Raw genomic sequence first — 21023 nt, 5'->3', positions numbered from 1 at the left:
TTGCAGCAATTCACGAATTTTCTCCCTCCGTGCTCGTTCCTCGGAACTGCGTTTTCTTCTGCTGCTCATAATTAAACCTCCAATATGGTGCTTCTATTTTACACCTTATCGGAGGTTTACACAATTTTCGGGACGGCCTCACAATCTCCGCTACAAGATTGGTTAACATAATTTAGCCTTTCTTGTCTGCAAAAAAGACGGCTTCACCGCCGTCTCTTTTTGCTGGAAGATAACGCAATCTCAATTCAGACGGGCGCGTCGCACGCGCCCAACAGTCGGGCGCCCGTTGGCTGAAGGTTTTATCAGCGTAACAAACAACGGTCATTGCGAGGCCCCGAAGGAGCTGCGGGAATCCGTATCCCACGCGTCACGCCCCACAAAAAAATGACGCTTTCGCGTCATTTTTTTATATATTCACACAGCGCGTGAAGCGCGTCGATGTACCCTTTCAGTCCGCGTCCTTTTATCGTGTTTATGCACGCGGCGCGTATGAACGACACGCGCCGAAACTCCTCGCGCGTGTCGGGGTCGGAGATGTGTACTTCTATAGTAGGTATGCCTACGGCCTTTACCGCGTCAAGGAGCGCAACGCTCGTATGCGTGTACGCGCCGGGATTTATCACTATGCCGTCGATGCGGCCGTATGCGCGCTGTATCTCATCGACTAGCGCGCCCTCGTGATTCGACTGATAAAATTCAGTCTCAACGCCCATGGCGTCCGCTTCCGTCTTTATAAGACCTACGAGGTCGTCGTACGTAGTGCGGCCGTAGATCTCTGGCTCGCGCACGCCGAGCATATTTAAGTTAGGCCCGTTAATCACAAGTATTTTCACAAAAATCCCTCCATATGCGCTCTGCGGCGCTCTTCGGCGTATCGTCGTTTCTTATCACAGCGTCGCGGAAGCGCTCGTACATCGGCAGGCGCTCTTCGTACATCTTATAAAGATCCGCGCCCTGCGAAAGCGGCCGTCCGCCGCGCGAAAGAAGCCGTATATCGCGCTCTATATGATATATGCGCCCGTTTTGTGACAGCGGCGAAAGATTTCTTATGTCTTTCACAATGCCGCCGCCCGTCATTATCACTTTCCCGCTCCCGCGTCCCGCTTCGGCCGCGGCTTCGCGCTCCATGCGGCGAAATTCCGCCTCGCCGAAGCGCTCGAATATCTCCGGTATGCTCATTTGGGCGCGCACCTCAACTATCGCGTCGGTATCGACGCATTCGCGCCCCGTAAGCGCGCCCAAAGCTTCGCCCACGGTCGTTTTGCCCGAGCCGGGCATACCTATAAGCACTACGTTCTCCGACTCGCACGAAAGACTGCGCGTTATGTCCTCTATGATACCGTCGTCAAGCTTTTTGTCAAAGAAATGCTCCTCTGCGGCCTTCGCCTGTGCAACGAGCATGGAAAGCCCGCCCGAGCACGGTATCGAAAGCGCCCTCGCCTGCATAATGAGCGCTGTGCGCGCGGGGTTGTATATAAGGTCCAAAACTCCCTTACACGATTTAAAAATACTTAGATCTACCGGCGACGCGCCGTTATTCGGATACATGCCCACGGGCGTCGCGTTCACGATCACCTCGGCGTCCGAATGCTTATTTATATTGCCGTAATTATCCGCGCCGCTTCTCGATATGCAGACTATATCCCGTGCGCCCGCCTTCTTCGCCGCCGCGCGCACTGCAAGATACGCGCCGCCGCTTCCGAGTATTACAACCTTTTTGCCCGCAAGCGAAACGCCCGCGCGCGCCGCCATGTACATAAAGCCGTAAACGTCCGTATTATAGGCATAAAGCCTTCCGTCCGTGCGGCGCACAATGGTGTTTACGCTGCCCACGCTCTTTGAGTCGGACGATATCACGTCACAATATTTCATTACCTCGCGCTTATACGGTATCGTCACGTTGAGTCCGCCTATGTCGGGGCGGGAAAGAAAGCTTTTTAGCTCTTCCGGCTCAAGCTCGAAAAGGCGGTAGCCGCCGTTTCCCATAGCGGCGTGTATCGGCGCTGAATAGCTGTGCCCCAGCTTTCGGCCAATGAGGCCGTAAACAAACCCGGACATTTTACACCTCTGCGTAATTGCCGAGGAAGGTAAAGCTCTCGCACGTCCTCTCAAGCTCCTCGAGCATTGCCAAAACTCCCGGCTCGTGAACGGAAGCGTCGAGCTCCAAGAAGAATATGAACTCGAAATTGCTTCCCGTTACGGGGCAGCTCTCAAGCTTGCTCATATTCACGCCCGCTACCGACAGGCGCGCGAGTATCTCGTAAAGCGCGCCGGGCTTGTTATCGCAGGCGATAACGAGGCTTATATGATTTGCTCCGGCGTAGATCTCCGGCTTGTTCGCAATGCATATGAATCTCGTGTAATTGTTTTCGCTGTTCTGTATATGGGAGTTTATCGTTTCAAGGCCGTAGAGCTTCGCGCATCTGTGTGAAGAGATGGCCGCGCGCGAATTGCCCTCCGAATTTGCCACGAGCTCTGCCGCCATTGCCGTATTGTCGCACGGTATCACCTTTACGCCGGGGCCGAGCTTTGAAAGAAACTCACTGCACTGACCCAAGGCCTGCTCGTGCGAATAAATTTCCTTTACGTCGCTCATCTTCGTGCCGGGCTTTACCATGAGTTCGTGATGAATGAAAAGGCGTATGCTTCTTACTATGGAGAAGTTCTTTGCCTGCAAAAGGTCGTAAACGGCGCGCACGGATCCGTTCGCGCTGTTCTCTATCGGCACTACGCCGTATTTGCAGAGCCCCGAAGAGACTGCGTCGAATACCGCCTCAAAGCTCTTTAAATACATAAGCTTTCCTCTGGGGAAGAGCTTGTCGCAGGCCTCCTGCGAATTTGCTCCCTCAACGCCCTGACAGGCTATGGTGCCCGTCTGCGGAAATACCTCGGCGCCGTTTTGAATGCCTCGGTCTATAAGCTTTTTTACGCCGCTTTCGCCCGAAAGAAGCTCCTCCTGGCGCGCGCGGGAAAGTCCGAACAGCGTGGAGAACAGATGATACGAATAGCGCTCCATATCGCCCGATCTATCCGTGACCTTCGCAAGGATCTCCCTCTCACGCGTCTTGTTGTATATCGCCATCGAGTTTTCCTTCTTATACTTCGCCACCTCGTCGGAAAGCGCCATGCGCTGAAGGAACGCGTCGAGTATCGTGTCGTCCACCTTGTCTATTTTTGCTCTTATCTCGCCTAAATCCATTTTACTTTCCCTCCAATAATAAATTTAATATAACTAAGGCTGCCGCCGCCTCTATTACGGGCACGGCGCGGTGCGCGATGCACGGGTCGTGGCGCCCTTTTATTTCGAGTATCTCGCTTTTATTTGTTTTAAGATCCACGCTTCTTTGCGGCCTTGCGATAGACGGCGTGGGCTTTATCGCCGCCCGAAAGACTACGGGCATTCCGTTCGTTATGCCGCCCAAAATCCCGCCGGCGTCGTTCTTCTCGCAGACAACTCTGCCGTTTTCATCTGTTATAAACGGATCGTTGTTCTCGCTGCCGCGCATTTTCGCCGCCGAAAATCCCGCGCCGAACTCCACGCCCTTTACGGCGGGCACACCGAACACGGCGGCCGCTATGCGGCTTTCCACGCCGTCGAACATCGGATCTCCGAATCCGGCCTCCATGCCCGCGACGGCGCACTCTATCACGCCGCCCACCGAATCAAGCTCCTTTGCCGCCCGCTCGATCTCGGCCTTCATCCGTTCGCCCGCTTCGTCCGATATGACGGGGAATTCCTTACGCGCGATCTTCGTAAAAAGCGCCTCGTCGGGATAAAGCGGAAAGCTCTCATCCGAAGCGTTTCCGACTGACAAAAGATGCGCGCCGACGTATATGCCCCTTTTAGAAAGTATCTGCTTTGCTATGCCTCCGGCTATGCACAGAGGAGCCGTGAGCCTGCCCGAAAAATGGCCGCCGCCGCGCATATCGGCCGTGCCGCCCCATTTTACGTGCGCCGTAAAGTCGGCGTGACCGGGACGCGGCACGTTTTTAAGCTTATCGTAATCGCGCGAGCGCGTATCGGTGTTCGCGATAACGGCGCAGAGCGGCGCGCCGCACGTAATAGAGTTCTCTACCCCCGAAAGAAAGCGCGGTACGTCGCCCTCGCTTCTCGCCGTTGAAAGGCGATTCTTTCCCGGCCTTCTTCTGTCCATAAAGCTTTGAAGCTCCGCCTCGTCTATCCTCTCGCCTGCGGGCAGCCCGTCTACCACCACGCCTATCGCCGCGCCGTGCGACTGACCGAATATCGAAACCTTTATCTTACTGCCGAACTCAGACGACATGACAAACGCCTCCCAGCTTTTTATAATCCTCAAAGAAACCGGGGTACGATTTGTTCACGGCCTCGGCTCCCTTTATCGTAACGCAGCCCGAAGCCGCTATAGCGGCTATCGCCGCTGACATCGCTATTCTGTGATCGCCCGCGCTGTCAACCGTGCCTCCCGAAACCTTTGTGCCGGTAACGCTCAGCGAATCTTCATCCGCCTCTGCCGAAACGCCTAGCGCCGAAAGCATATCCTCGCAGGCTTTAAGTCTGTCGCTTTCTTTAAGTCTAAGACGCGCCGCGTTGACAAAACGCGTCGTGCCCTTTGCATAAGACGCAAGCACCGAAAGTATCGGAAGCATATCGGGCGTTTCGCTTACGTCGATCTCGCACGCGGTAAGCTCTGCCGGCGAAACGGTCGCCTCATCGCCCGAAACGCTCACCTTCGCGCCGAATTTTTTCAACACATCTATTATGGCCTTGTCGCCCTGCGGAGAATCCATGTTGAGCCCCGTCAGCGTCACAGGCGCGCCTATTGCTCCGGCGCAGAGGAAAAACGCCGCGTTAGACCAGTCTCCCTCCACACAGACCCTTTCGGGCGTTTTAAAATGCTGTGCGCTCTCCACTTTGAACGAGTCTTCATCCTTTGTTACAAAAATGCCGAATTTTTTAAGCGCGTTCATAGTTATGTCAACATAAGGCGACGACTGAAGCTTTGTCGTAAGAGCGATGCGCCCGCCCTCGCGCGTGAGCGGAAGCGCCAAAAGAAGCCCCGTTATATACTGAGAGCTCACGTTTCCGGGAAGCGAATATTCGCCGCCCGAAAGCCTGCCCTTCGTCTTAAACGGCAGCGCGTCCTTATCGAACGACACGCCGTGACGCTTCATCTCGCCCGTAAGGTCGCTTATCGGCCTTTTCGGCAGTCTGCCGTGCCCCGTAAACGAAACGCCGTCGTAAAGCGCACAGGCCACCGGCAGAAGAAAACGGAAAGTTGATCCGCTTTCCATGCAGTCGAGCGCGGGGATATCCGCCGTTTTCTTTATCGGTTCAACCAAAAGCGCGCCGTCCGTCCTTTCTATGTGCGCACCGAGCGCTTTAAGGCACGAAACGGTCGCCTCGATATCCTGGCTCGTTTGGTCCATTATAAGTTCTGTCGGTCCGTCAGAAAGCGCGGCGCAAATGAGCAGCCTGTGCGCGTCGGCTTTTGATGGTATTGCGCCTGTTTTTCCGCAAAGGTACTTTGGCGTAACTTTTATATCCATTTTAAGCCTCCGTTCCTTTTTCGATAATGCTTTGAAGCTCGCTTACGTTTATCTTCATAAGGCGGCACTTCCCTATCCTTTCGGGTACGACGAGACTTATCTCGTCGCCCTTGCGCTTTTTGTCGGAAAGCGCGGCGTCTGAGATCTCCCTTGAAGTATAGCTGCTTCTTACGGGAAGAGAATTATTTATAAGCGCACGCTCTATGCGCTTCGCCGTATCCTGTGAGCAAATGCCCATAGCGGCTGCGGCTCTCGATATTATGCCCATGCCCGCCGCTACCGCATGGCCGTGAGAGATCCCGTAATCGCTAAGCCTCTCTATGGCATGGCCCACCGTATGGCCGAGATTTAAAAGCTGTCTTTCGCCCCGGTCGAACTCGTCGGCCTCGACTACGCGCCCCTTATGCTCAACACAGCGTTCTATTACGAAGGGCAGCTTATCGAAAGAAAATCCGCCGTTCTCAAAGAGCGAAAAAAGCTCCTCGTCGAAGAGAACGCCCGTTTTCACGGCCTCAGCCACGCCGTCGGCAAGAGTTTCTTTTGGCAGCGTTTTTTGCGCGTCTGTGTCGCAGATCACGACCGAGGGCTGCAAAAACACGCCCGCGAGGTTCTTTCCCGCCTTTAAGTCCACCGCCGTTTTGCCGCCGACGGATGAATCGACCGCCGCAAGCAGCGTCGTCGGCATCTGAACGAACCTTATCCCGCGAAGGAACACGCCTGCCGCAAAGCCGGTTATATCTCCCGCAACGCCGCCGCCCAGCGCCAAAAGCGCGTCGCTTCTCGTTATGCCGCTTTCGGCTAAGAATTCAAGTATCAAAGCGAGCGTCTCCATATTCTTCGAGCGTTCGCCCGCGGGGAAGGCGTAGGAGCAGACAGAAAATCCCGCGTCCGAGAGGCTTTTTCTTACTGTCTCAAGATACAGCCTCTCCACCGTCGTATCCGTTATCACGCATATGCGGCAGGGCATGAGTACGCTCGCGGCAAGCTCCCCCGCACGAGCTGTAAGGCCCGCGCCGACGTGTACGTCGTAGGGGCGTCCCGCGTTTATTCTTACCGCTGCCATCAGCTTCCACCCGCTTCGGCTTTTTTGAGCCTTCCCTCGCGCAAAAGGCGTATAAGCTCCGTCGAATCGGCGGCCTTCAGCGCGTCGAGATATTCGTTTAAGTTTTTTATGTATATTTCAAGCTCCGCCGTAAGATTGTCCGTGTTGTCCAAAAACAGCTCCGTCCACATATCCTCGTCAAGACGCGCGACTCTCGTCATATCGCGAAAGCTGCCGCCCGAAAATCCCCGACGCTTCGCCGCTGTCGGCGATTTTACGTAAGCGCTCGACGTTATATGGGCAAGCTGCGACGTGAACGCTATTATGCGGTCGTGCTCTGCGGGCGTTGTGAACGTAAGGCTTCCAAAGCCAATATCGGTAAAGAACGCCTTTATGTCCTCCAAAAGCTTCGCGTCCGTGCGTTCGTCCGGCGTAAGTATCATGGAAGCGCCCAAAAAAAGGTCCTCCTTTGAATTTACGAAGCCGCCGCGCTCGCGTCCGGCCATCGGATGACCGCCGATATACGAAAAGCCGTATTCCATTGATATTGGTTTTATTCTGTCCGCAACGGCGCGTTTTACGCCGCACAGATCTATCACGACAGCTTTTTTTGAAATATGTCCCGCGTTTTCTATCACCCATTTTACGGCTTCGCCCGGGCGCACGGCAATAAGTATGATATCGCACTCGCCCAAATTCTCCTTCGTGAGCGGCTCGTCTATCGCTCCGCACAAGCGCGCGAAGGTCATGGTCTCACGATCAATGTCCGTGCCCGCCACGTTATGGAGCGTGCGCGCCTTTATGCTCTTTGCCATAGAGCCGCCTATAAGGCCGAGTCCCACTATGCCCGCTTTCACGACGCCGCCTCCTCTGAACGCATAAAGGAGTGAAGCGAGATGAGCTTTTTCGCAAGAGCGTCGAAAGCTTCGGGCTTTAAAGACTGCGGTCCGTCGCACCATGCGCGCGCCGGGTCGTTGTGTACCTCAATGATGAGGCCGTCCGCGCCCGTTGCTACGGCGCCCATTGCAAGCGGAGCGACGAGCGACGACTTGCCCGTGGCGTGGCTGGGGTCGATGATCACGGGAAGGTGCGTAAGCGTTTTTAAAACGGGTATCGCCGCAAGGTCCAGGGTGTTTCTCGTATAAGTCTCGAACGTGCGTATGCCGCGCTCGCAGAGTATTACCTTCTCGTTGCCGTTCGCCATGACGTATTCCGCGCTCATGAGCCATTCCTCATACGTCGAGGACATGCCGCGCTTTATCATAACGGGCTTATCCTGCGCGCCGAGTATCTTCAAAAGATTGAAGTTCTGCATATTTCTCGCGCCGACCTGGATTATATCTATATCGTCGAAAAGCGGAAGCTGCGAAGCGTCCATTATCTCCGTTACGATGGGAAGGCCCGTTTCCTTTCTCGCCATTTTGAGAAGCTCTATGCCCTCAGCGCCGAGCCCCTGGAAGGAATAGGGCGAGGTGCGCGGCTTGAACGCGCCGCCGCGAAGCACAGTGGCTCCGCTCGCCTTAACGGCCTTTGCAACGCCGATTATCTGATCCTCCGTCTCAACGGAGCAGGGGCCGGCCATCATCGTAAGAGTTCCGCCGCCTATCTGCGTATCCCTCACCTTTATAACGGTGTCCTCGGGATGGAATTTTCTATTAGCGCTCTTATACGGCTCCTGCACGCGCTTTACGTCCTCAACGATATCGAGCGCGGCTATAAGGTCAATGTCTAGCCTTGACGAGTCGCCCACGATGCCGAGTATCTGGCGCGACGCACCTTCGCTGCGGTGTACCTGCAGGTTCTTGTCCTGAAGCCAGGATATCAGGCTTTCGACCTGTTCTTTATCGGGATTTTGTTTAAGTAATACGACCATTTTTCTTCCTCCTAACGAAAATAAAAACCGCAGCCGGCAGGGCTGCGGTGAGTTCATGAAATGAAATCATATTTTGCCTTTTCTCACACATTTTCAGCCGAACCGAAATAAGCCTTGTCACCGCTAAAGTAAAAGCTAAAGACAAAGCTAAAATAACGATATTCAGCTGTACGGGAAAGAGCTTTCATAAAATTTCGTTCCTTAATAAATAATATACTGATATGATATCACTTCCGAATACAGAATAAAAGCAACAACAAACACAAATTATACAGGGCTTATCGTTTTTAAATTGGGCATTATGCCCAAAGCGCACAGTGAAAGATGACATTTATACTGATACGTGCTATAATTCCAAATCATATCAAAGAAAGAGGTTGTATATATGGCCTTTGATTATAAAAAAGAATATAAAGAGTTCTATATGCCCAAAAGCAAGCCAGAAATAGTAAACGTGCCGCCCATGAATTATATCGCCGTCAGAGGAAAAGGCGATCCCAATGAAGAAGGCGGATCATATAAAGAAGCGATAGAGATCTTATATGCAGTTGCATATACCGTTAAGATGAGTTATAAGACGCCTCATAAGATATCGGGTTTTTTTGAGTATGTAGTTCCGCCGCTGGAAGGCTTTTGGCATAAGGATGGTATTGACGGCGTGTATACCGGAGATAAGAGCAAATTTAATTGGATCTCCGTGATACGTTTGCCCGATTTTGTAAAGAAAGAAGATCTCGACTGGGCTGTTTGGGAGGCCGCAAAAAAGAAGAAGCTTGATTGCTCCAAGGCGCAGTTCTATATGATAGAAGAGGGCTTGTGCGTTCAGATAATGCACACAGGGCCTTTTGACGACGAACCCGCTTCCATAGCTTTAATGGACAAATATCTAGAAGAAAACGGATATGTGAGCGATATATCCGAAACAAGGCTTCACCACGAAATATACTTGTCGGATGCGCGTAAAGTTGAGCCTTCGAAATGGAGGACCGTGATACGTCATCCCATTAAAAAGAAATAACGATAAAGGACCACTCTGCCCGGTCTTTATTTGATTGAAGGAGCGGCGCATATATGGTATACTTAAATAAAAACTTTGCGAAAAGAGCGTATCATGAGCGTAAGTCAGTTGAAAAAGGATATAAAAAATAATAGATTTTCTCACTCATACGTATTTTACGGCGCCGAGCGATATCTTAAAGAGTATTATTTTGCGCTTGCGCGGCGCACTTTTACGGGCGGCGACCCGCTCAATCTGAACTGTGCGCAGTACGATGCAAAAACGCTCGATCCGGATGAGCTGGGCGCGGTTGCCGACAGCTATCCCGTAATGAGCGACCGCAGGCTTATAATAATAAACGACCTTGCCGCATCGCTGTGTAAGGGGCCGTTAAAAAGCGCGTTCTCGTCGCTCCTTTCCGATATGCCTGAGTATCTTACCTTGTTTTTTAATTACAGCGACCCAGATTACAGTCCCGCTTCGAGCGCGGAGCTTAAAGCCCTGTTTTCGGGCAGTCTTTTCTGCGAATTTTCGCGTCCTTTCGAACGCGATCTCATTGTTTGGATAAAAAAGAATGTTGAGGCCGCAGGCAAAACCATATCCGACGACGCCGTGCGCCGTCTTCTTTCCGATGTATCCAGAGATATGTCCGTACTTAAGCACGAGATCGCAAAGCTCTGCGCCTACGCGCCGAAGAAAGAGATATCGTCTGAGGATATCGACGCCGTATGCATTACAACGGCGGAGGCGCACGTTTTTTCTCTGGGAGACGCTATAATATTTTCTCGCGCCGACAGCGCATATAAGATGACCGACACGCTTATGCGCCAGAACCGCGAACAGCCGATAGCGATACTTGCATATCTTACGTCGGTCTTTTCAAATCTTTTAAAACTGTCCGCCGCAAAAAAGGCGGGCGTGCCTCTCGATGCGGCGGCGAAGGAGATAGGATACCGGGGAAGTATAATAAGCTCGCGTCGCTTGATATCACGTGCGGACGAGCATACCCTTAAAAGTCTTATAACCATGTGCCGAGACGCCGACTTTAAAATGAAGGATTCGCGCGTTTCGCCCGAAGTCGTTATGGAGCTGTTTTTGACCGAAGCGCTCATGCTCACGGAGGCGCGCACATGATAAAAACTGACGAAATAATCATTGTCGAAGGCAAATACGACAAAATAGCGCTTGAGCCGCTCGTTGACGCAACGATAATCGCAACAGACGGCTTTAAGATATTCACCGAGCCCGAAAAAATAGAACTGCTGCGCGCGCTTGCAAAGAAGCGCGGGCTCGTGATACTTACCGACTCTGACCGCGCAGGCTTTTTTATACGCGGGCGGCTTAAATCGCTTATCGGCGAGGGCACGATAAAACACGCGTATATCCCCGATATCGCGGGACGCGAAAAGCGCAAGCGCGAGTTCTCCAAAGAGGGAAAGCTGGGCGTTGAGGGAATGGACCGCGAAACGCTTACAAAGGCGCTTCTTCGCGCAGGAGTGTCCGTCTCCGACGCGCCGCAAAAAGGCGGGGCGCTCATAACGAAGGCGCGCCTATATGCGGACGGCTGTTCGGGCGGCGAGGACGCGCACAAGGCGCGCGCCGCTTTCGCGCGCTCACTCGGCCTGCCCGAGCGCATCAGCGCGAACACTCTTTTGGAGGCGCTAAACGCGCTTTATACTTTGGATGAATACGAAAGGCTCGCTCATCGCTTTAAAAACGGCGAAAAGACTGAGCCTCCCCGATAAAACGGCTCGCCCGCCGTGCCCCAAACGAAAGGCACGGCGGGCGTTTTATTTTACTTCTATCCCAAAAGAATAAGCGGCTTCATTATCGGCCTATACTGTTCGTCAAGCGCGAACGCCTTTATCTTCGCTGTGTCCTCGCCGCAGGAAAACGGGACGGACACATTTACCGTCTCCGAGTCAAGCTCGGCCGCCGCAACGTAACGCCGCGCGGCCTTTATAAGCCTGCCCTCGTTATCGTAAGACGCAAGTATCAGCGTGAAAGGCTCGCTTCGTTCGCTGTAAAGGCTGAGTCTCACGGCGTCGACTGCGGCTGTATCCAATTCGTCGCGCGAGACGACTTCGCCGCCGCTCATAAACGTGCCGCAAAACCACATAGGCGCGCCTGTTTCTGCCTGCTCCTTCATATATAAAACGGTAACGTCGGAATCCGCCGCAATTATCTTGATCGGAGTCATGCCGTATTCGGACCAGTTCTCAGTATGCGGCGTTACAAATCCCCGTCTTACGTCCCCGAAGCTTCCGCTGTAGAAATTATAGACCTCCGACTCCGCGTTAAGCCCGTACACATAAAAGCCCAGGTACGAAGTCGCGTGCGGCCTATATACTCTGCTTTCGCCCTTCGGTATCGTCTCGATGACGAAGGGCGATCCTGTTGTCTGTGCATCGACGACGCACGGGTAATACCTTACAGTGCAGCCGTCCTCAAGCGCGGTGAAGGTCATTTGTGTCGTTTTGGACCCCATATACTGCAGAGTGAACGCCCGCTGCGCGGGATATGAGAAGTATTCGGAGGCGTCGTCGTCCCATTTTGTCTCTACATACGCCATGGCGCCTTTCAGCATTAAGCCCGAAAGTGTCACGCCGTTTTCAACCGCCTCATCCTTCCATGTGAATTTCACGCTTTCCCCCTTTGAAAGGGCTACCGTTTCGGTAAGCGGCGCGTTTATTTCCGACCAGCCGTTCGCCGTGCGGAATCTGAAAATCGTCGTGCCGCAGGATTCAAGCGCGTACAGGGTGGGAACGTTGTATCCCTCTTCGTCTTTTTCATTCTTCAACTCCTGTATGCGGTAGGCGTGCCCCGTGCGGCGGAGGCGGTCGTCGCCGTATATCTCGTCCGGCGTGACGAAAGTCTCCCCTTTATGGAGCACTTTGTATTTATATATCGACTCGACGCCTTCGACGACCTTAAAGTCACCCGCCGCGAACTGAAGGGAGCATACCCCCGAAACGGCGGTGAACGTCGTCGTATCCCCGGCCTTTACGTTTATTTTACTGCTGCTGCTCAAGCCCGTATAGCTTTTCTCAAGTATATCGTAATAGTCCCCCTTCATAGAGAATGTTCCACAGAGTATAACTTCGCGCGCCTCGTCCGAATCGTTGGTAAGAGCGACGCTCTCGCCCTCGTAAAGGACGACAGCTTCGACTCCGGCCTGCTTTATCGGCTCGGCAGACATCTCGAACTGTCCCGAAAGGGCTCTGTAGCTTCCGTTCACGCCCGTTATTATGACCTTGCCGCCCGTGGGTATCATTATGCCCTTCGCGCCCTCGTATTCGGTATCCGTTATGACGCCCGCACCCAGGGCCGCGTATTTTTCGGGGTTTTTCTCAAGCGCGCTTGTTGTAACGCCGAAAAACGGAGCCGCCTTGCCGCTTACGTTTGTAAACGTCACCTTGAGAGTCGCAGCCGTAGTCCATGTTACGGGTGCCGGAAGCTCTGCGGGCGCGAACGCCTCGCCTAAAAGCGCATAGCGCGATCCGCTAAGGCTCGCGCCGCTCATCGCGACGGTGTATCCGGCCGGCACTTCGAGGGTGCCGCCCGGGTTGACCGCTTTGAGTTTGGGCGTCTCCCCCGCATAGTACACGGCCGCGTTGCCTTCGCAGTAGACATCCTGCGTCCGTCCGGAAACGTTCTTAAAGGCCGCCGTTTCGTTATATCCGAGCACGTCGAATACCCACGCGGGCTGGGCGTCCGCTTCCATCGTAAAATATTCGCTGCGGGCCATGCAGTAAACGAGGGGCGTGACGGCGCTTGGAAAGCCCTCTGAAGAGGAGATCCTGAAACGATAATGGCCGTCGGTAGTCACCACGGCGCGTCCTCCAGCGGGAACGGAGATGACCTCTTGCTTTATCCCGCCGCCGCGATCATAGAAAAAGTCCTTATCGTTCACCGTGCCGTCGGCATTGAAGATATAATACGCCCACGCCTCGTTGCTTTCGGTGCGTAAAAGCACGTTCGCGCTGTGATCCGTGACGTTCTTAAACGCATACGTTTCGCCGAAGCCGATATCTGCGTGAAGAAGGGCCGACGGCTCGTTTTTTTGTGCGGTCACGTCGCCGTCTATTTTAAGCATACTTGACGATGCGCAGCCGCAGTCGCGGATTATAAGCTGCCCTCCGGCGGGAAGGACCAGCGGATCGTGCCAACCGGGGTCGTACACATCGCGCGCCGTTACGTTCCCTTCGGCGTTGGTTATGACGTAATCCATTCGGGATATATCGCTTATCGATATGTCCGTTTCCCCTATGTTCTTCACCGTCCAGCATTCGCCGGGACCGATACAAAGATAATTCGTCTCGTCTCCCTCCGCCATGGCAGGTACGAACAGCGAAAGCGCAAAAAGAAGCGCAAGCGCCGCGCCGAGCATTCGTTTCTTCACAAAGAATCAGCTCCCTCTCGTTTTTTTATATCATACCATAACCAGCGGCGTCCCGCAAGGAAGTAACGGCGGGGCGCCTAAGCTTTCGCTTCTTTCATTAAATCCAAGCGGCGTGATAAGCCTTCAAAGTAAAAACAGCTTCGCGGTCTAATGACCGCGAAGCCGTTTCTTGTCCGTGCGTTCAATATACGGAATAAAGTATTTTTGCCACTTCGGCGCGGGTAACGTAATCGTTGGGCGCTAAAGTTCCGTCGGTATATCCGGAGATCACTCTTATGGCAACAAGTCTGTCCACATATTCGCTTGCCCACGCGGGTATCTTGGCCGCATCCTTAAATGATATGGAGTCAGCCTTGAATCCGGCAGGCACGAGCCTTCCTATCGCCGTTATTACCTCGGCGCGCGTAAGTCTTGCATCGGGGTCGAACACGACTGCATTCTCCCCTGCGGGACGTCCCTTCATTACTCCGGCCTGCGCCACGGCATATATTTCTTTTTTCGCCCATTCGGGCAGTTTATCGTTATCCTCAAAAGTTACGGTATAACCGTCGTCAACACTTGTATCGAGATTTAAATACCGGCTCAGCATAACGGCGAACTCGGCGCGCGTCACTCTGTTCTGAGGCAGATAATAAAGCTTCTTCGAGGACGTGTCCTCAACGCCCTTCACAAGTTTTGCATTATAGAGATAATCTATATAATCACGCGCCCAATGGCCTTCCACGTCGCAAAACGCGCTCTCGTATCCCTTAAGGTCAACGTAGAACGAAGCGTATCTGAGCGCGCGGTTCCCAGCCGTATCGACCGCCGTTATCGTGACCTTGTGCATACCCTTGTAAAAATCGTTTTTAAGGTGCGCCATAAGTATGCCTGTCGCGGGATCGTAAGAAAATTCCGTATCCTTGCCGTCAACGATCAACTTGATGTTTTCCGTCTCCAGCGTGTCATTATCCGTTATCCGCGCCCCGATGTTCAAAAACTCGTTCTCGTAGTTCCATTCATCCATCGGGTCTATCGCTATCATGGGCGGCGTATCAACTTCATCCTTACCAACGGTGATATTTATCGTTTTTGATACGTCGCCGTAGCTTACCGTTATCGTACCGCTTTGCCTTATCTTGTCGGAAGCCTTGAAAACGCCGTTCTGCGTTATCGTGCCCAGATTCGGAGAAGACACGCTCCACGTAAACGAATCATTCGACGAATATATCTCCAAAGTATTCTTATACGCCTTTGCGCCGAAGGTCATCTCCTCGCCGATTTTAAGGTCCACGTTTGAAACGGCCTTTCCGTCTGCATATACGTCTATAGAGTCTATCTTATCTAAAATCGTAAGCGTCGTTTCGCCGTTCGCCGCGCCCCATACCGCGCTTATCGTACCGGTCCCCACGGTATTGCCCGTCGTAAGATATGCCGACTTTGCATCTGCATTAACGCTGCCCATGCCTTCAGTCACCGTAAACATTATGCTCTCCGGCTCCGGCGCGGCTGCCGCGTTGTAAGAAACGTCGGCTGCCTTTATATCAAGAGGTATCGTTGCGCCCGGCAGCGCCTCTATATTATAAGGATAGAAAAGCAAGCGATACACCATGCCGTCGGGATTTAAGGTGTTTGCCAAAAGCAAAAAGTTCGCGTTGCTTCGCGGAGCGCCGTCGGACACTTCGTTTATCACCTCGCCCGTCGCATAGCCGGGCAGTCTTAAATACGTCGTGGACGAGCCGCCGCCGTCAAGTATGAGCGCGCTTTCACATCCGAGCGAAAGCATGAACTCGGCCGTTTCCGTAACGGTCGCGCCTGCCGAATGTCCCGTAAGCCTTCCGTCTATCTGTGCTGCGACGAGCTTTTGGTCCGAAGTCACGCCCACTGCCGTGCGCGGAGCCGTTTCCGTCGTATCGTCAGGCAGGAGGATACCGTCCTTTATAAGTATCTGTCCGCCGCCTATCGCCTCTTTAACGTCGTTCCACTTGGGATCCTGCGCTTCGAAAGTTATATTATAAGTTTGTCCCAGGGCTATCCCTGCCACACGATCGAGCGGTCCGTCGTTGTCAACGCTTAAAAGCAGCGCATTATCAAGCATTTTTATATTGCCCGCGTCTGTCATTATATCGCTTACTTTTACAGTCACGCTCTTGCCTATACCCACCTCGCCCGACAGTATATCGAGAACGATATGAGTGCCGACAGTCGTGGTGCGGCTCTCTGTCGAGAAATCGCCCGAAAAGAGGTACACGCCGTACATGGTGCGGTATTTGTTGAAATGGTCTATGGGAATGACCGCGCCGTCTTCGCCCTTCATGGATATCTTAAGCTTCGGCTCGCCTACGATTATCCCGCCGTTATAATCAAAGCCTATTGCGGGATATCCCGCGTCCGACGTGTTGAGCACGCCGTTATGCACCGACATACCTAAGGGTATGCCCGTCATGAACGAATAAAAGTCGCCGTTTATACCGCCCGAAATGCTAAGCCCCTCCGACGATGCGGCATAATCCACAACGGAGGTTATGGCCGAACGGCCGTAAAGCTTAGAGCCGTAAAGTACAACGGGAGAAATCCCCTGCTCCTTTGTATCAACAATAAATACGTTGGCCTCCTGCCTTCCGCGCGATCCGTGCATTGCTATTATCTCGTTATATTCGGCGTTATCCGCAATTTTGAGCGGCGATTCATGTATCACGGCGCCGATAGAAGCGGCTCCCGCATATATGAACGATGAAGCTGCGACCGCTATGCCCAAAACAGCCGCCAAAAGCCGTTTGTATCTTTTTTTCATTTTACCCTCCGTTTTTATAGCTGAATGGTTGATTTACATAATTCATTTTATACCTAAAGAAGTCAAATGTAAAGAGTCCGTTAGACGTCGTTTCGATTAATTTGTACGCTTACCCCCTTTCATAAACCGAAAGTCGATTGAAAAATTATCTTTTTTGTTACGACTGTCGTGTTTTTGGCAAAATATATGATATACTTAAAATATAGGCTTTGTATTAAGCTGTTTACGGGTAATACCGAAAAACATATAAAGGAGGTACTTTTATGAAAACTTTAGAGCTTAAAAAGAATTTCTATTATACCGGCGTACATGATACGGACCTTCGCGTTTTCGATATCGTAATGAGGACCGAGTTTGGCACGACTTACAACTCGTATATTTTAAAGGGCAGCGAAAAGACGGCCCTCTTTGAAACGGCCAAGCTTAAATTTTATGATGAGTACATCGAAAGCGTAAAAGCGGTGACCGACGTTGCAAATATTGATTACATCATCGTGGATCACACCGAACCCGACCATGCGGGCAGCATAGAGAACCTTATCGCGCTCAATCCCAATATAAAAATAGTTGCTACGGCTACGGCGATAGGCTTTTTAAAGCACATCGTGAACCGCGACTTCTATTCGATAACGGTAAAAGACAACGACACTCTCTCGCTTGGCGACAAGACGCTTAAATTCATGGTGCTTCCGAACCTTCACTGGCCGGACTCCATGTATACCTACATCGTTGAGGACAAGACGCTCGTTACGTGCGATTCCTTCGGCGCGCACTACTGCCACGAGGACATTTTACGAAGCAAGGTCGCAAACGAAGACGATTACAAGAGCGCGGCGAAGTATTATTTCGACAACATCATAGGCCCCTATAAGAATCCCTACATGGTAAGAGCTTTAAAGCGGGTAAAGGAGCTCGATCTCGATATGATATGCCCCGGCCACGGCCCCGTGCATGACGCTAAGATAGACGAGCTTTTCGCACTTTATGACGAATGGTGCGAGGACAAAAACCCCAACACCAAAAAGACTGTCGTCATGCCATACGTTTCGGCCTACGGCTATACGAAGCAGTTGGGTGAAAAGATAGCCGAGGGCGTGCGCGACGCGGGCGACATAGAAGTAAGGCTTTACGATATGGTAGAGGCCGACGCGGGCGAGGTATTGGGCGAAATAGGCCATGCCGACGGTCTGCTCTTCGGTACGCCCACGATAATCGGCGAGGCGCTCTCTCCCATATGGTCGCTTACCACCTCGATGTTCGCGCCCGTTCACAAGGGCAAGCTCGCATCAGCATTCGGAAGCTACGGCTGGAGCGGCGAAGGCGTTCCCCATATAATCGAGCGCTTAAAGCAGATAAAATTAAAGGTGCCGGACGAAGGCTTTAGGATCCGCTTCAAGCCGAGCGACAATCAGCTTTTGGACGCATACGAATACGGATACAATTTCGGCTGCATCCTTCTTGAAAAGGATAACGACAGGATCAAAAAAGAAGCTAAGGGCCCCCGCACCCTCGTTAAATGCTTGGTTTGCGGAGCAATATTCGACTCGTCGCTCGAAGTATGCCCCGTATGCAACGTAGGAAAAGAAAACTTTGTTCCCGTAGAGGAAGAAGAGGATAAATTCGTAAAGAATACCGACGAAAAGTTCGTAGTCTTGGGCGGCGGAGCTGCGGCGCTCAGCGCGGCGGAGGCTATACGCGAGCGCAACAAGACGGCAAGCGTGATCATGATATCCGACGAGGAGATCCTTCCCTATAACCGTCCTATGCTCACGAAGTCGATGCTTGCCGACTTTACGTCGGATCAGATGGCTGTTCACACTAAAGACTGGTACGAGGAAAACAATATCGAAACCGTGCTTTCGACCACGGTAGAAAAGATCGACCCCGACGCAAAGACCGTAACTGCCGGCGGCAAGGCTTATGCATACGACAAGCTGATCTACGCTCTCGGCGCAAAGTGCTTCGTGCCGCCGTTCAAAGGCGCAGACCAGGATCACGTCGTATCCATACGCACGATAAAGGATACGCGCAAGATAAAAGAGATGCTTAAGACCGTTAAGAACGTAGTCGTTATCGGCGGCGGCGTTTTAGGTCTTGAGGCGGCTTGGGAGCTCAAAAAGACGGGCTGCGCCGTAACGGTGCTCGAGGCAGGCCCCGCGCTCATGGGACGCCAGCTTGACGCTGCCGCTTCAAATATGATAGGCGCTATCCTTGAAAAGAACGGCTTTACGCTCACCGTCGGCGCAAAGATAGCCGAGATAGGCAAAGACGCCGTAACGCTTGAGGACGGCCGCTCCTTCCCCGCAGAGCTCGTAGTTATCTCCACCGGCGTATCCCCGAACGTAGCTGTTGCGAAGGAAGCCGGCGTCTACGCCGAAAGGAACATCTTCGTATCCGACAAGATGGAGACGAGCGTTGACGATATCTACGCATGCGGCGACTGCGCTCAGTGCAACGGCATAAATTATGCGCTCTGGTCTCAGTCCGTAGCTATGGGTCAGGTTGCCGGAGCTAACGCCGCCGGCGACGACGTGACTTACGAGGGCGTAACGGGCGCGCTCGTATTCAACGGCCTCGGTTCCAGCCTCTTTGCGCTCGGCGACAACGGAAAGAAGCCCGACAAGAGCTACCGTACCGTAGAACTTAAAGACGACCAGCGTCATATGTACGAAAAGTATTACTTCCTCAACAACCGCCTTGTAGGCGTTATCCTCATCGGAGACACTTCGAAGATGGTGAAGCTCACCGAGGATATCAAAAACGGCGCGAAGTTTGAAGAGGTCATAAAAATAAACTAAAGCAAAGGAGAAAAAAGACATGAAATACGAATGCCCCTGCGGATACGTTTACGATCCCGCCGTGGGAGATCCCGACAACGGCATAGCTCCCGGAACGAAATTTGAAGACCTTCCCGCAGATTGGGTCTGCCCCGTCTGCGAAATGGGCAAGGATGAATTCTCTCCCGCAGAGTAAAACCAAGCGGGGCTGCATCACGCAGCCCCGCTTCAGTCTATCATAAAAGCTTTTACATGCAAAGCGAGTTTTAAAAAATCCTCGATCCTTAAAACACAGCTCCCGACTCCCATGAAAATATGCGCAAGCGCATTTTTGAGGCGGTTCGGGCGTTTATTTATAAGCCCCGGCCCATGCTTTATCCTCATGTGCGCATCTTAGGCGTTTCACGACACTGTGCAAGCCTTCGCGCCACCTCGCCCGTAGGCCACCTGAGCCTGTTGTTTATCCTCGTCGCAGGTATGTCTTTTACAAAACCGCGCGCCGTACACGCGTGCTTCATCCCAAGCTCATGCGCTACGTCTGTAAGCGTCATGTGGCCTCCGTAAATACTTCGCAACTCCTCCTTTATCTTTGATTCCTCCGCCGTAAACATTCTTTCTTGCATATTTGCGCCTCCTTCTTCTTAACAATATGTTTAATTATCGCTTGACGTATTGTAAATTCTAAACTGATACTACACCCATATTTACATTTTGTCAAGATATTTTGAAAAATTTCTTTACAAAATGCAAAATGATTCTTGACTTTACATTTTGTCGTGTTATCATTATAGGCGGGGAGATGCAAATGAAAAGACTTCGCGAACTGAGAAGATCAAAAAAAATCAACATGAAAGAGTTGGGGAAAATAATCGGCGTTTCCGAAGGAGCCGTTTCACTCTATGAAAACGGCAAGCGCAAGCCCGATTATGAAACGCTTACGGCTCTTGCCGACTATTTCGGCGTATCGACCGATTATCTTTTAGAGCGCACCGACACTCCGCATACCGCGCCCGAAAACGACGGCGGCAAACGGCTGATACCCGTGCTTGGCCGCGTTCAGGCGGGAGTACCGATAGAGGCGGTAGAGGAGGTGCTCGACTGGGAGGAGCTTGACGGCGCTTTCTCCAAAGAGGACGATTATTTCGGTCTGCGCATCCGCGGCGATTCAATGGAACCGCGCATCTGCGAAGGCGACGTGGTCATCGTGCGTTGTCAGAATTATGCCGAATCAGGCGATATCGTTATCGCGCTCATAAACGGAAACGATGCAACGATCAAAAAAATCAAATACCGAAGCGACGGCATACTTCTTATTCCGTTCAACACAAATTACGAACCTATGTTCTATTCAAAAAAAGAAGTGGAACGATTACCCGTTCTTATCATAGGGCGCGTGGTTGAGCTCAGAGGAAAATTTTAAAGCGTGGGATATCAAAATATGATACCCCACGCTCTTTCAGACTGTCGAAAACGGGTCGGAACGATGAAAATCTGGGTCTGTCCCAAAATTTGTGTAAAGTCCGAAGCATGGTGTAAAACAGAGCAAAAATAATATATTGCGGGAGGGCGGATTATTCCGGCCTCCCTTTCTTGCAGTATAAGCGGGAACGGAATGCATGTCAAGGGCGGCGGC

17 protein-coding genes are annotated in these 21023 nt (G+C 52.3%); 6 read left to right on the top strand and 11 right to left on the bottom strand.

Annotation, left to right across the window (positions count from 1 at the left end):
• Positions 1 to 398: 398 nt before the first annotated feature.
• The 8 genes from aroQ to aroF are packed head-to-tail and all read right to left on the bottom strand — an operon-like array spanning position 399 to position 8441.
• Positions 399 to 833, bottom strand: a complete 435-nt coding sequence (gene aroQ / locus IJG50_03055) for a type II 3-dehydroquinate dehydratase (GenBank protein MBQ3378827.1) — start codon at positions 831 to 833, stop codon at positions 399 to 401.
• Positions 814 to 2058, bottom strand: a complete 1245-nt coding sequence (locus IJG50_03050) for a shikimate kinase (protein ID MBQ3378826.1) — start codon at positions 2056 to 2058, stop codon at positions 814 to 816. Before IJG50_03050 ends, aroQ begins: the two co-directional genes overlap by 20 nt.
• Before the next feature lies 1 nt (position 2059).
• Positions 2060 to 3199, bottom strand: coding sequence for a bifunctional chorismate mutase/prephenate dehydratase (locus IJG50_03045; GenBank protein MBQ3378825.1), 1140 nt, complete (start codon positions 3197 to 3199; stop codon positions 2060 to 2062).
• A gap of 1 nt (position 3200) precedes the next feature.
• Entirely contained in the window at positions 3201 to 4283 is a 1083-nt protein-coding gene (gene aroC, locus IJG50_03040; protein ID MBQ3378824.1) for a chorismate synthase, read from the bottom strand.
• On the bottom strand, positions 4273 to 5526 hold the full coding sequence (gene aroA, locus IJG50_03035) for a 3-phosphoshikimate 1-carboxyvinyltransferase (protein ID MBQ3378823.1): 1254 nt from the start codon (positions 5524 to 5526) through the stop codon (positions 4273 to 4275). The genes aroC and aroA overlap by 11 nt, the downstream gene beginning before the upstream one ends.
• Before the next feature lies 1 nt (position 5527).
• Positions 5528 to 6589 (bottom strand): 3-dehydroquinate synthase, encoded by a 1062-nt coding sequence (gene aroB, locus IJG50_03030; protein MBQ3378822.1) that lies wholly within the window; start codon positions 6587 to 6589, stop codon positions 5528 to 5530.
• Positions 6589 to 7425: a prephenate dehydrogenase/arogenate dehydrogenase family protein gene (locus tag IJG50_03025; GenBank protein ID MBQ3378821.1), complete on the bottom strand. Its 837-nt coding sequence runs from the start codon at positions 7423 to 7425 to the stop codon at positions 6589 to 6591. Before IJG50_03025 ends, aroB begins: the two co-directional genes overlap by 1 nt.
• Positions 7422 to 8441 carry a 3-deoxy-7-phosphoheptulonate synthase gene (gene aroF / locus IJG50_03020; GenBank protein MBQ3378820.1) on the bottom strand — a complete coding sequence of 340 codons (1020 nt, stop codon included), beginning with the start codon at positions 8439 to 8441 and terminating at the stop codon, positions 7422 to 7424. The genes IJG50_03025 and aroF overlap by 4 nt, the downstream gene beginning before the upstream one ends.
• A 385-nt stretch (positions 8442 to 8826) precedes the next feature.
• On the opposite strand from aroF, the gene IJG50_03015 reads away from it, so the two are divergent.
• The 3 genes from IJG50_03015 to IJG50_03005 all read left to right on the top strand — a co-directional run bounded on the left by IJG50_03015 (position 8827) and on the right by IJG50_03005 (position 11183).
• A complete protein-coding gene (locus IJG50_03015; GenBank protein MBQ3378819.1) occupies positions 8827 to 9459 on the top strand; it encodes a GyrI-like domain-containing protein in 633 nt (210 codons plus the stop codon).
• A gap of 93 nt (positions 9460 to 9552) precedes the next feature.
• The gene (gene holA, locus IJG50_03010) at positions 9553 to 10572 is read left to right on the top strand and encodes a DNA polymerase III subunit delta (protein MBQ3378818.1); all 1020 of its coding nucleotides are present in this window, start codon (positions 9553 to 9555) and stop codon (positions 10570 to 10572) included.
• Positions 10569 to 11183: a DUF4093 domain-containing protein gene (locus tag IJG50_03005; GenBank protein ID MBQ3378817.1), complete on the top strand. Its 615-nt coding sequence runs from the start codon at positions 10569 to 10571 to the stop codon at positions 11181 to 11183. Before holA ends, IJG50_03005 begins: the two co-directional genes overlap by 4 nt.
• A 56-nt stretch (positions 11184 to 11239) precedes the next feature.
• On the opposite strand, the gene IJG50_03000 is transcribed toward IJG50_03005, so the two are convergent.
• Together IJG50_03000 and IJG50_02995 are read right to left on the bottom strand one after the other, a co-directional pair.
• The gene (locus IJG50_03000; protein ID MBQ3378816.1) at positions 11240 to 13840 is read right to left on the bottom strand and encodes a hypothetical protein; all 2601 of its coding nucleotides are present in this window, start codon (positions 13838 to 13840) and stop codon (positions 11240 to 11242) included.
• A 181-nt stretch (positions 13841 to 14021) separates the two neighbouring features.
• Complete coding sequence (locus IJG50_02995) at positions 14022 to 16613, bottom strand: S-layer homology domain-containing protein (protein ID MBQ3378815.1); 2592 nt, start codon at positions 16611 to 16613, stop codon at positions 14022 to 14024.
• Positions 16614 to 16876: 263 nt separating this feature from the next.
• Here IJG50_02995 and IJG50_02990 point away from each other — a divergent pair, with 263 nt between their 5' ends.
• Positions 16877 to 19411 carry an FAD-dependent oxidoreductase gene (locus IJG50_02990; GenBank protein MBQ3378814.1) on the top strand — a complete coding sequence of 845 codons (2535 nt, stop codon included), beginning with the start codon at positions 16877 to 16879 and terminating at the stop codon, positions 19409 to 19411.
• A 19-nt stretch (positions 19412 to 19430) separates the two neighbouring features.
• Positions 19431 to 19586, top strand: a complete 156-nt coding sequence (locus IJG50_02985; GenBank protein MBQ3378813.1) for a rubredoxin — start codon at positions 19431 to 19433, stop codon at positions 19584 to 19586.
• A gap of 184 nt (positions 19587 to 19770) precedes the next feature.
• Here the strand turns inward: IJG50_02985 and IJG50_02980 are convergent, their stop codons facing one another.
• Positions 19771 to 20013: a hypothetical protein gene (locus IJG50_02980; GenBank protein ID MBQ3378812.1), complete on the bottom strand. Its 243-nt coding sequence runs from the start codon at positions 20011 to 20013 to the stop codon at positions 19771 to 19773.
• Positions 20014 to 20189: 176 nt separating this feature from the next.
• Here IJG50_02980 and IJG50_02975 point away from each other — a divergent pair, with 176 nt between their 5' ends.
• A complete protein-coding gene (locus tag IJG50_02975; GenBank protein MBQ3378811.1) occupies positions 20190 to 20810 on the top strand; it encodes a helix-turn-helix domain-containing protein in 621 nt (206 codons plus the stop codon).
• Positions 20811 to 21023 lie beyond the last annotated feature (213 nt).

This window comes from Clostridia bacterium, from assembly GCA_017405765.1.
Classification (GTDB): Bacteria; Bacillota; Clostridia; order Oscillospirales; family RGIG577; genus RGIG577.
This window is presented reverse-complemented; position numbering and strand designations above follow the sequence as displayed.

Bases quoted from the DNA above. Each gene is read 5' to 3' on its own strand.
- IJG50_03005 (MBQ3378817.1), top strand. From the start codon at position 10,569: ATGATAAAAACTGACGAAATAATCATTGTCGAAGGCAAATACGACAAA.
- holA (MBQ3378818.1), top strand. From the start codon at position 9,553: ATGAGCGTAAGTCAGTTGAAAAAGGATATAAAAAATAATAGATTTTCT.
- aroC (MBQ3378824.1), bottom strand. From the start codon at position 4,283: ATGTCGTCTGAGTTCGGCAGTAAGATAAAGGTTTCGATATTCGGTCAG.
- IJG50_02975 (MBQ3378811.1), top strand. From the start codon at position 20,190: ATGCAAATGAAAAGACTTCGCGAACTGAGAAGATCAAAAAAAATCAAC.
- aroA (MBQ3378823.1), bottom strand. From the start codon at position 5,526: ATGGATATAAAAGTTACGCCAAAGTACCTTTGCGGAAAAACAGGCGCA.
- IJG50_02980 (MBQ3378812.1), bottom strand. From the start codon at position 20,013: ATGCAAGAAAGAATGTTTACGGCGGAGGAATCAAAGATAAAGGAGGAG.
- aroF (MBQ3378820.1), bottom strand. From the start codon at position 8,441: ATGGTCGTATTACTTAAACAAAATCCCGATAAAGAACAGGTCGAAAGC.
- IJG50_03045 (MBQ3378825.1), bottom strand. From the start codon at position 3,199: ATGGATTTAGGCGAGATAAGAGCAAAAATAGACAAGGTGGACGACACG.
- IJG50_03050 (MBQ3378826.1), bottom strand. From the start codon at position 2,058: ATGTCCGGGTTTGTTTACGGCCTCATTGGCCGAAAGCTGGGGCACAGC.
- aroB (MBQ3378822.1), bottom strand. From the start codon at position 6,589: ATGGCAGCGGTAAGAATAAACGCGGGACGCCCCTACGACGTACACGTC.
- IJG50_02985 (MBQ3378813.1), top strand. From the start codon at position 19,431: ATGAAATACGAATGCCCCTGCGGATACGTTTACGATCCCGCCGTGGGA.
- IJG50_02990 (MBQ3378814.1), top strand. From the start codon at position 16,877: ATGAAAACTTTAGAGCTTAAAAAGAATTTCTATTATACCGGCGTACAT.
- IJG50_02995 (MBQ3378815.1), bottom strand. From the start codon at position 16,613: ATGAAAAAAAGATACAAACGGCTTTTGGCGGCTGTTTTGGGCATAGCG.
- IJG50_03015 (MBQ3378819.1), top strand. From the start codon at position 8,827: ATGGCCTTTGATTATAAAAAAGAATATAAAGAGTTCTATATGCCCAAA.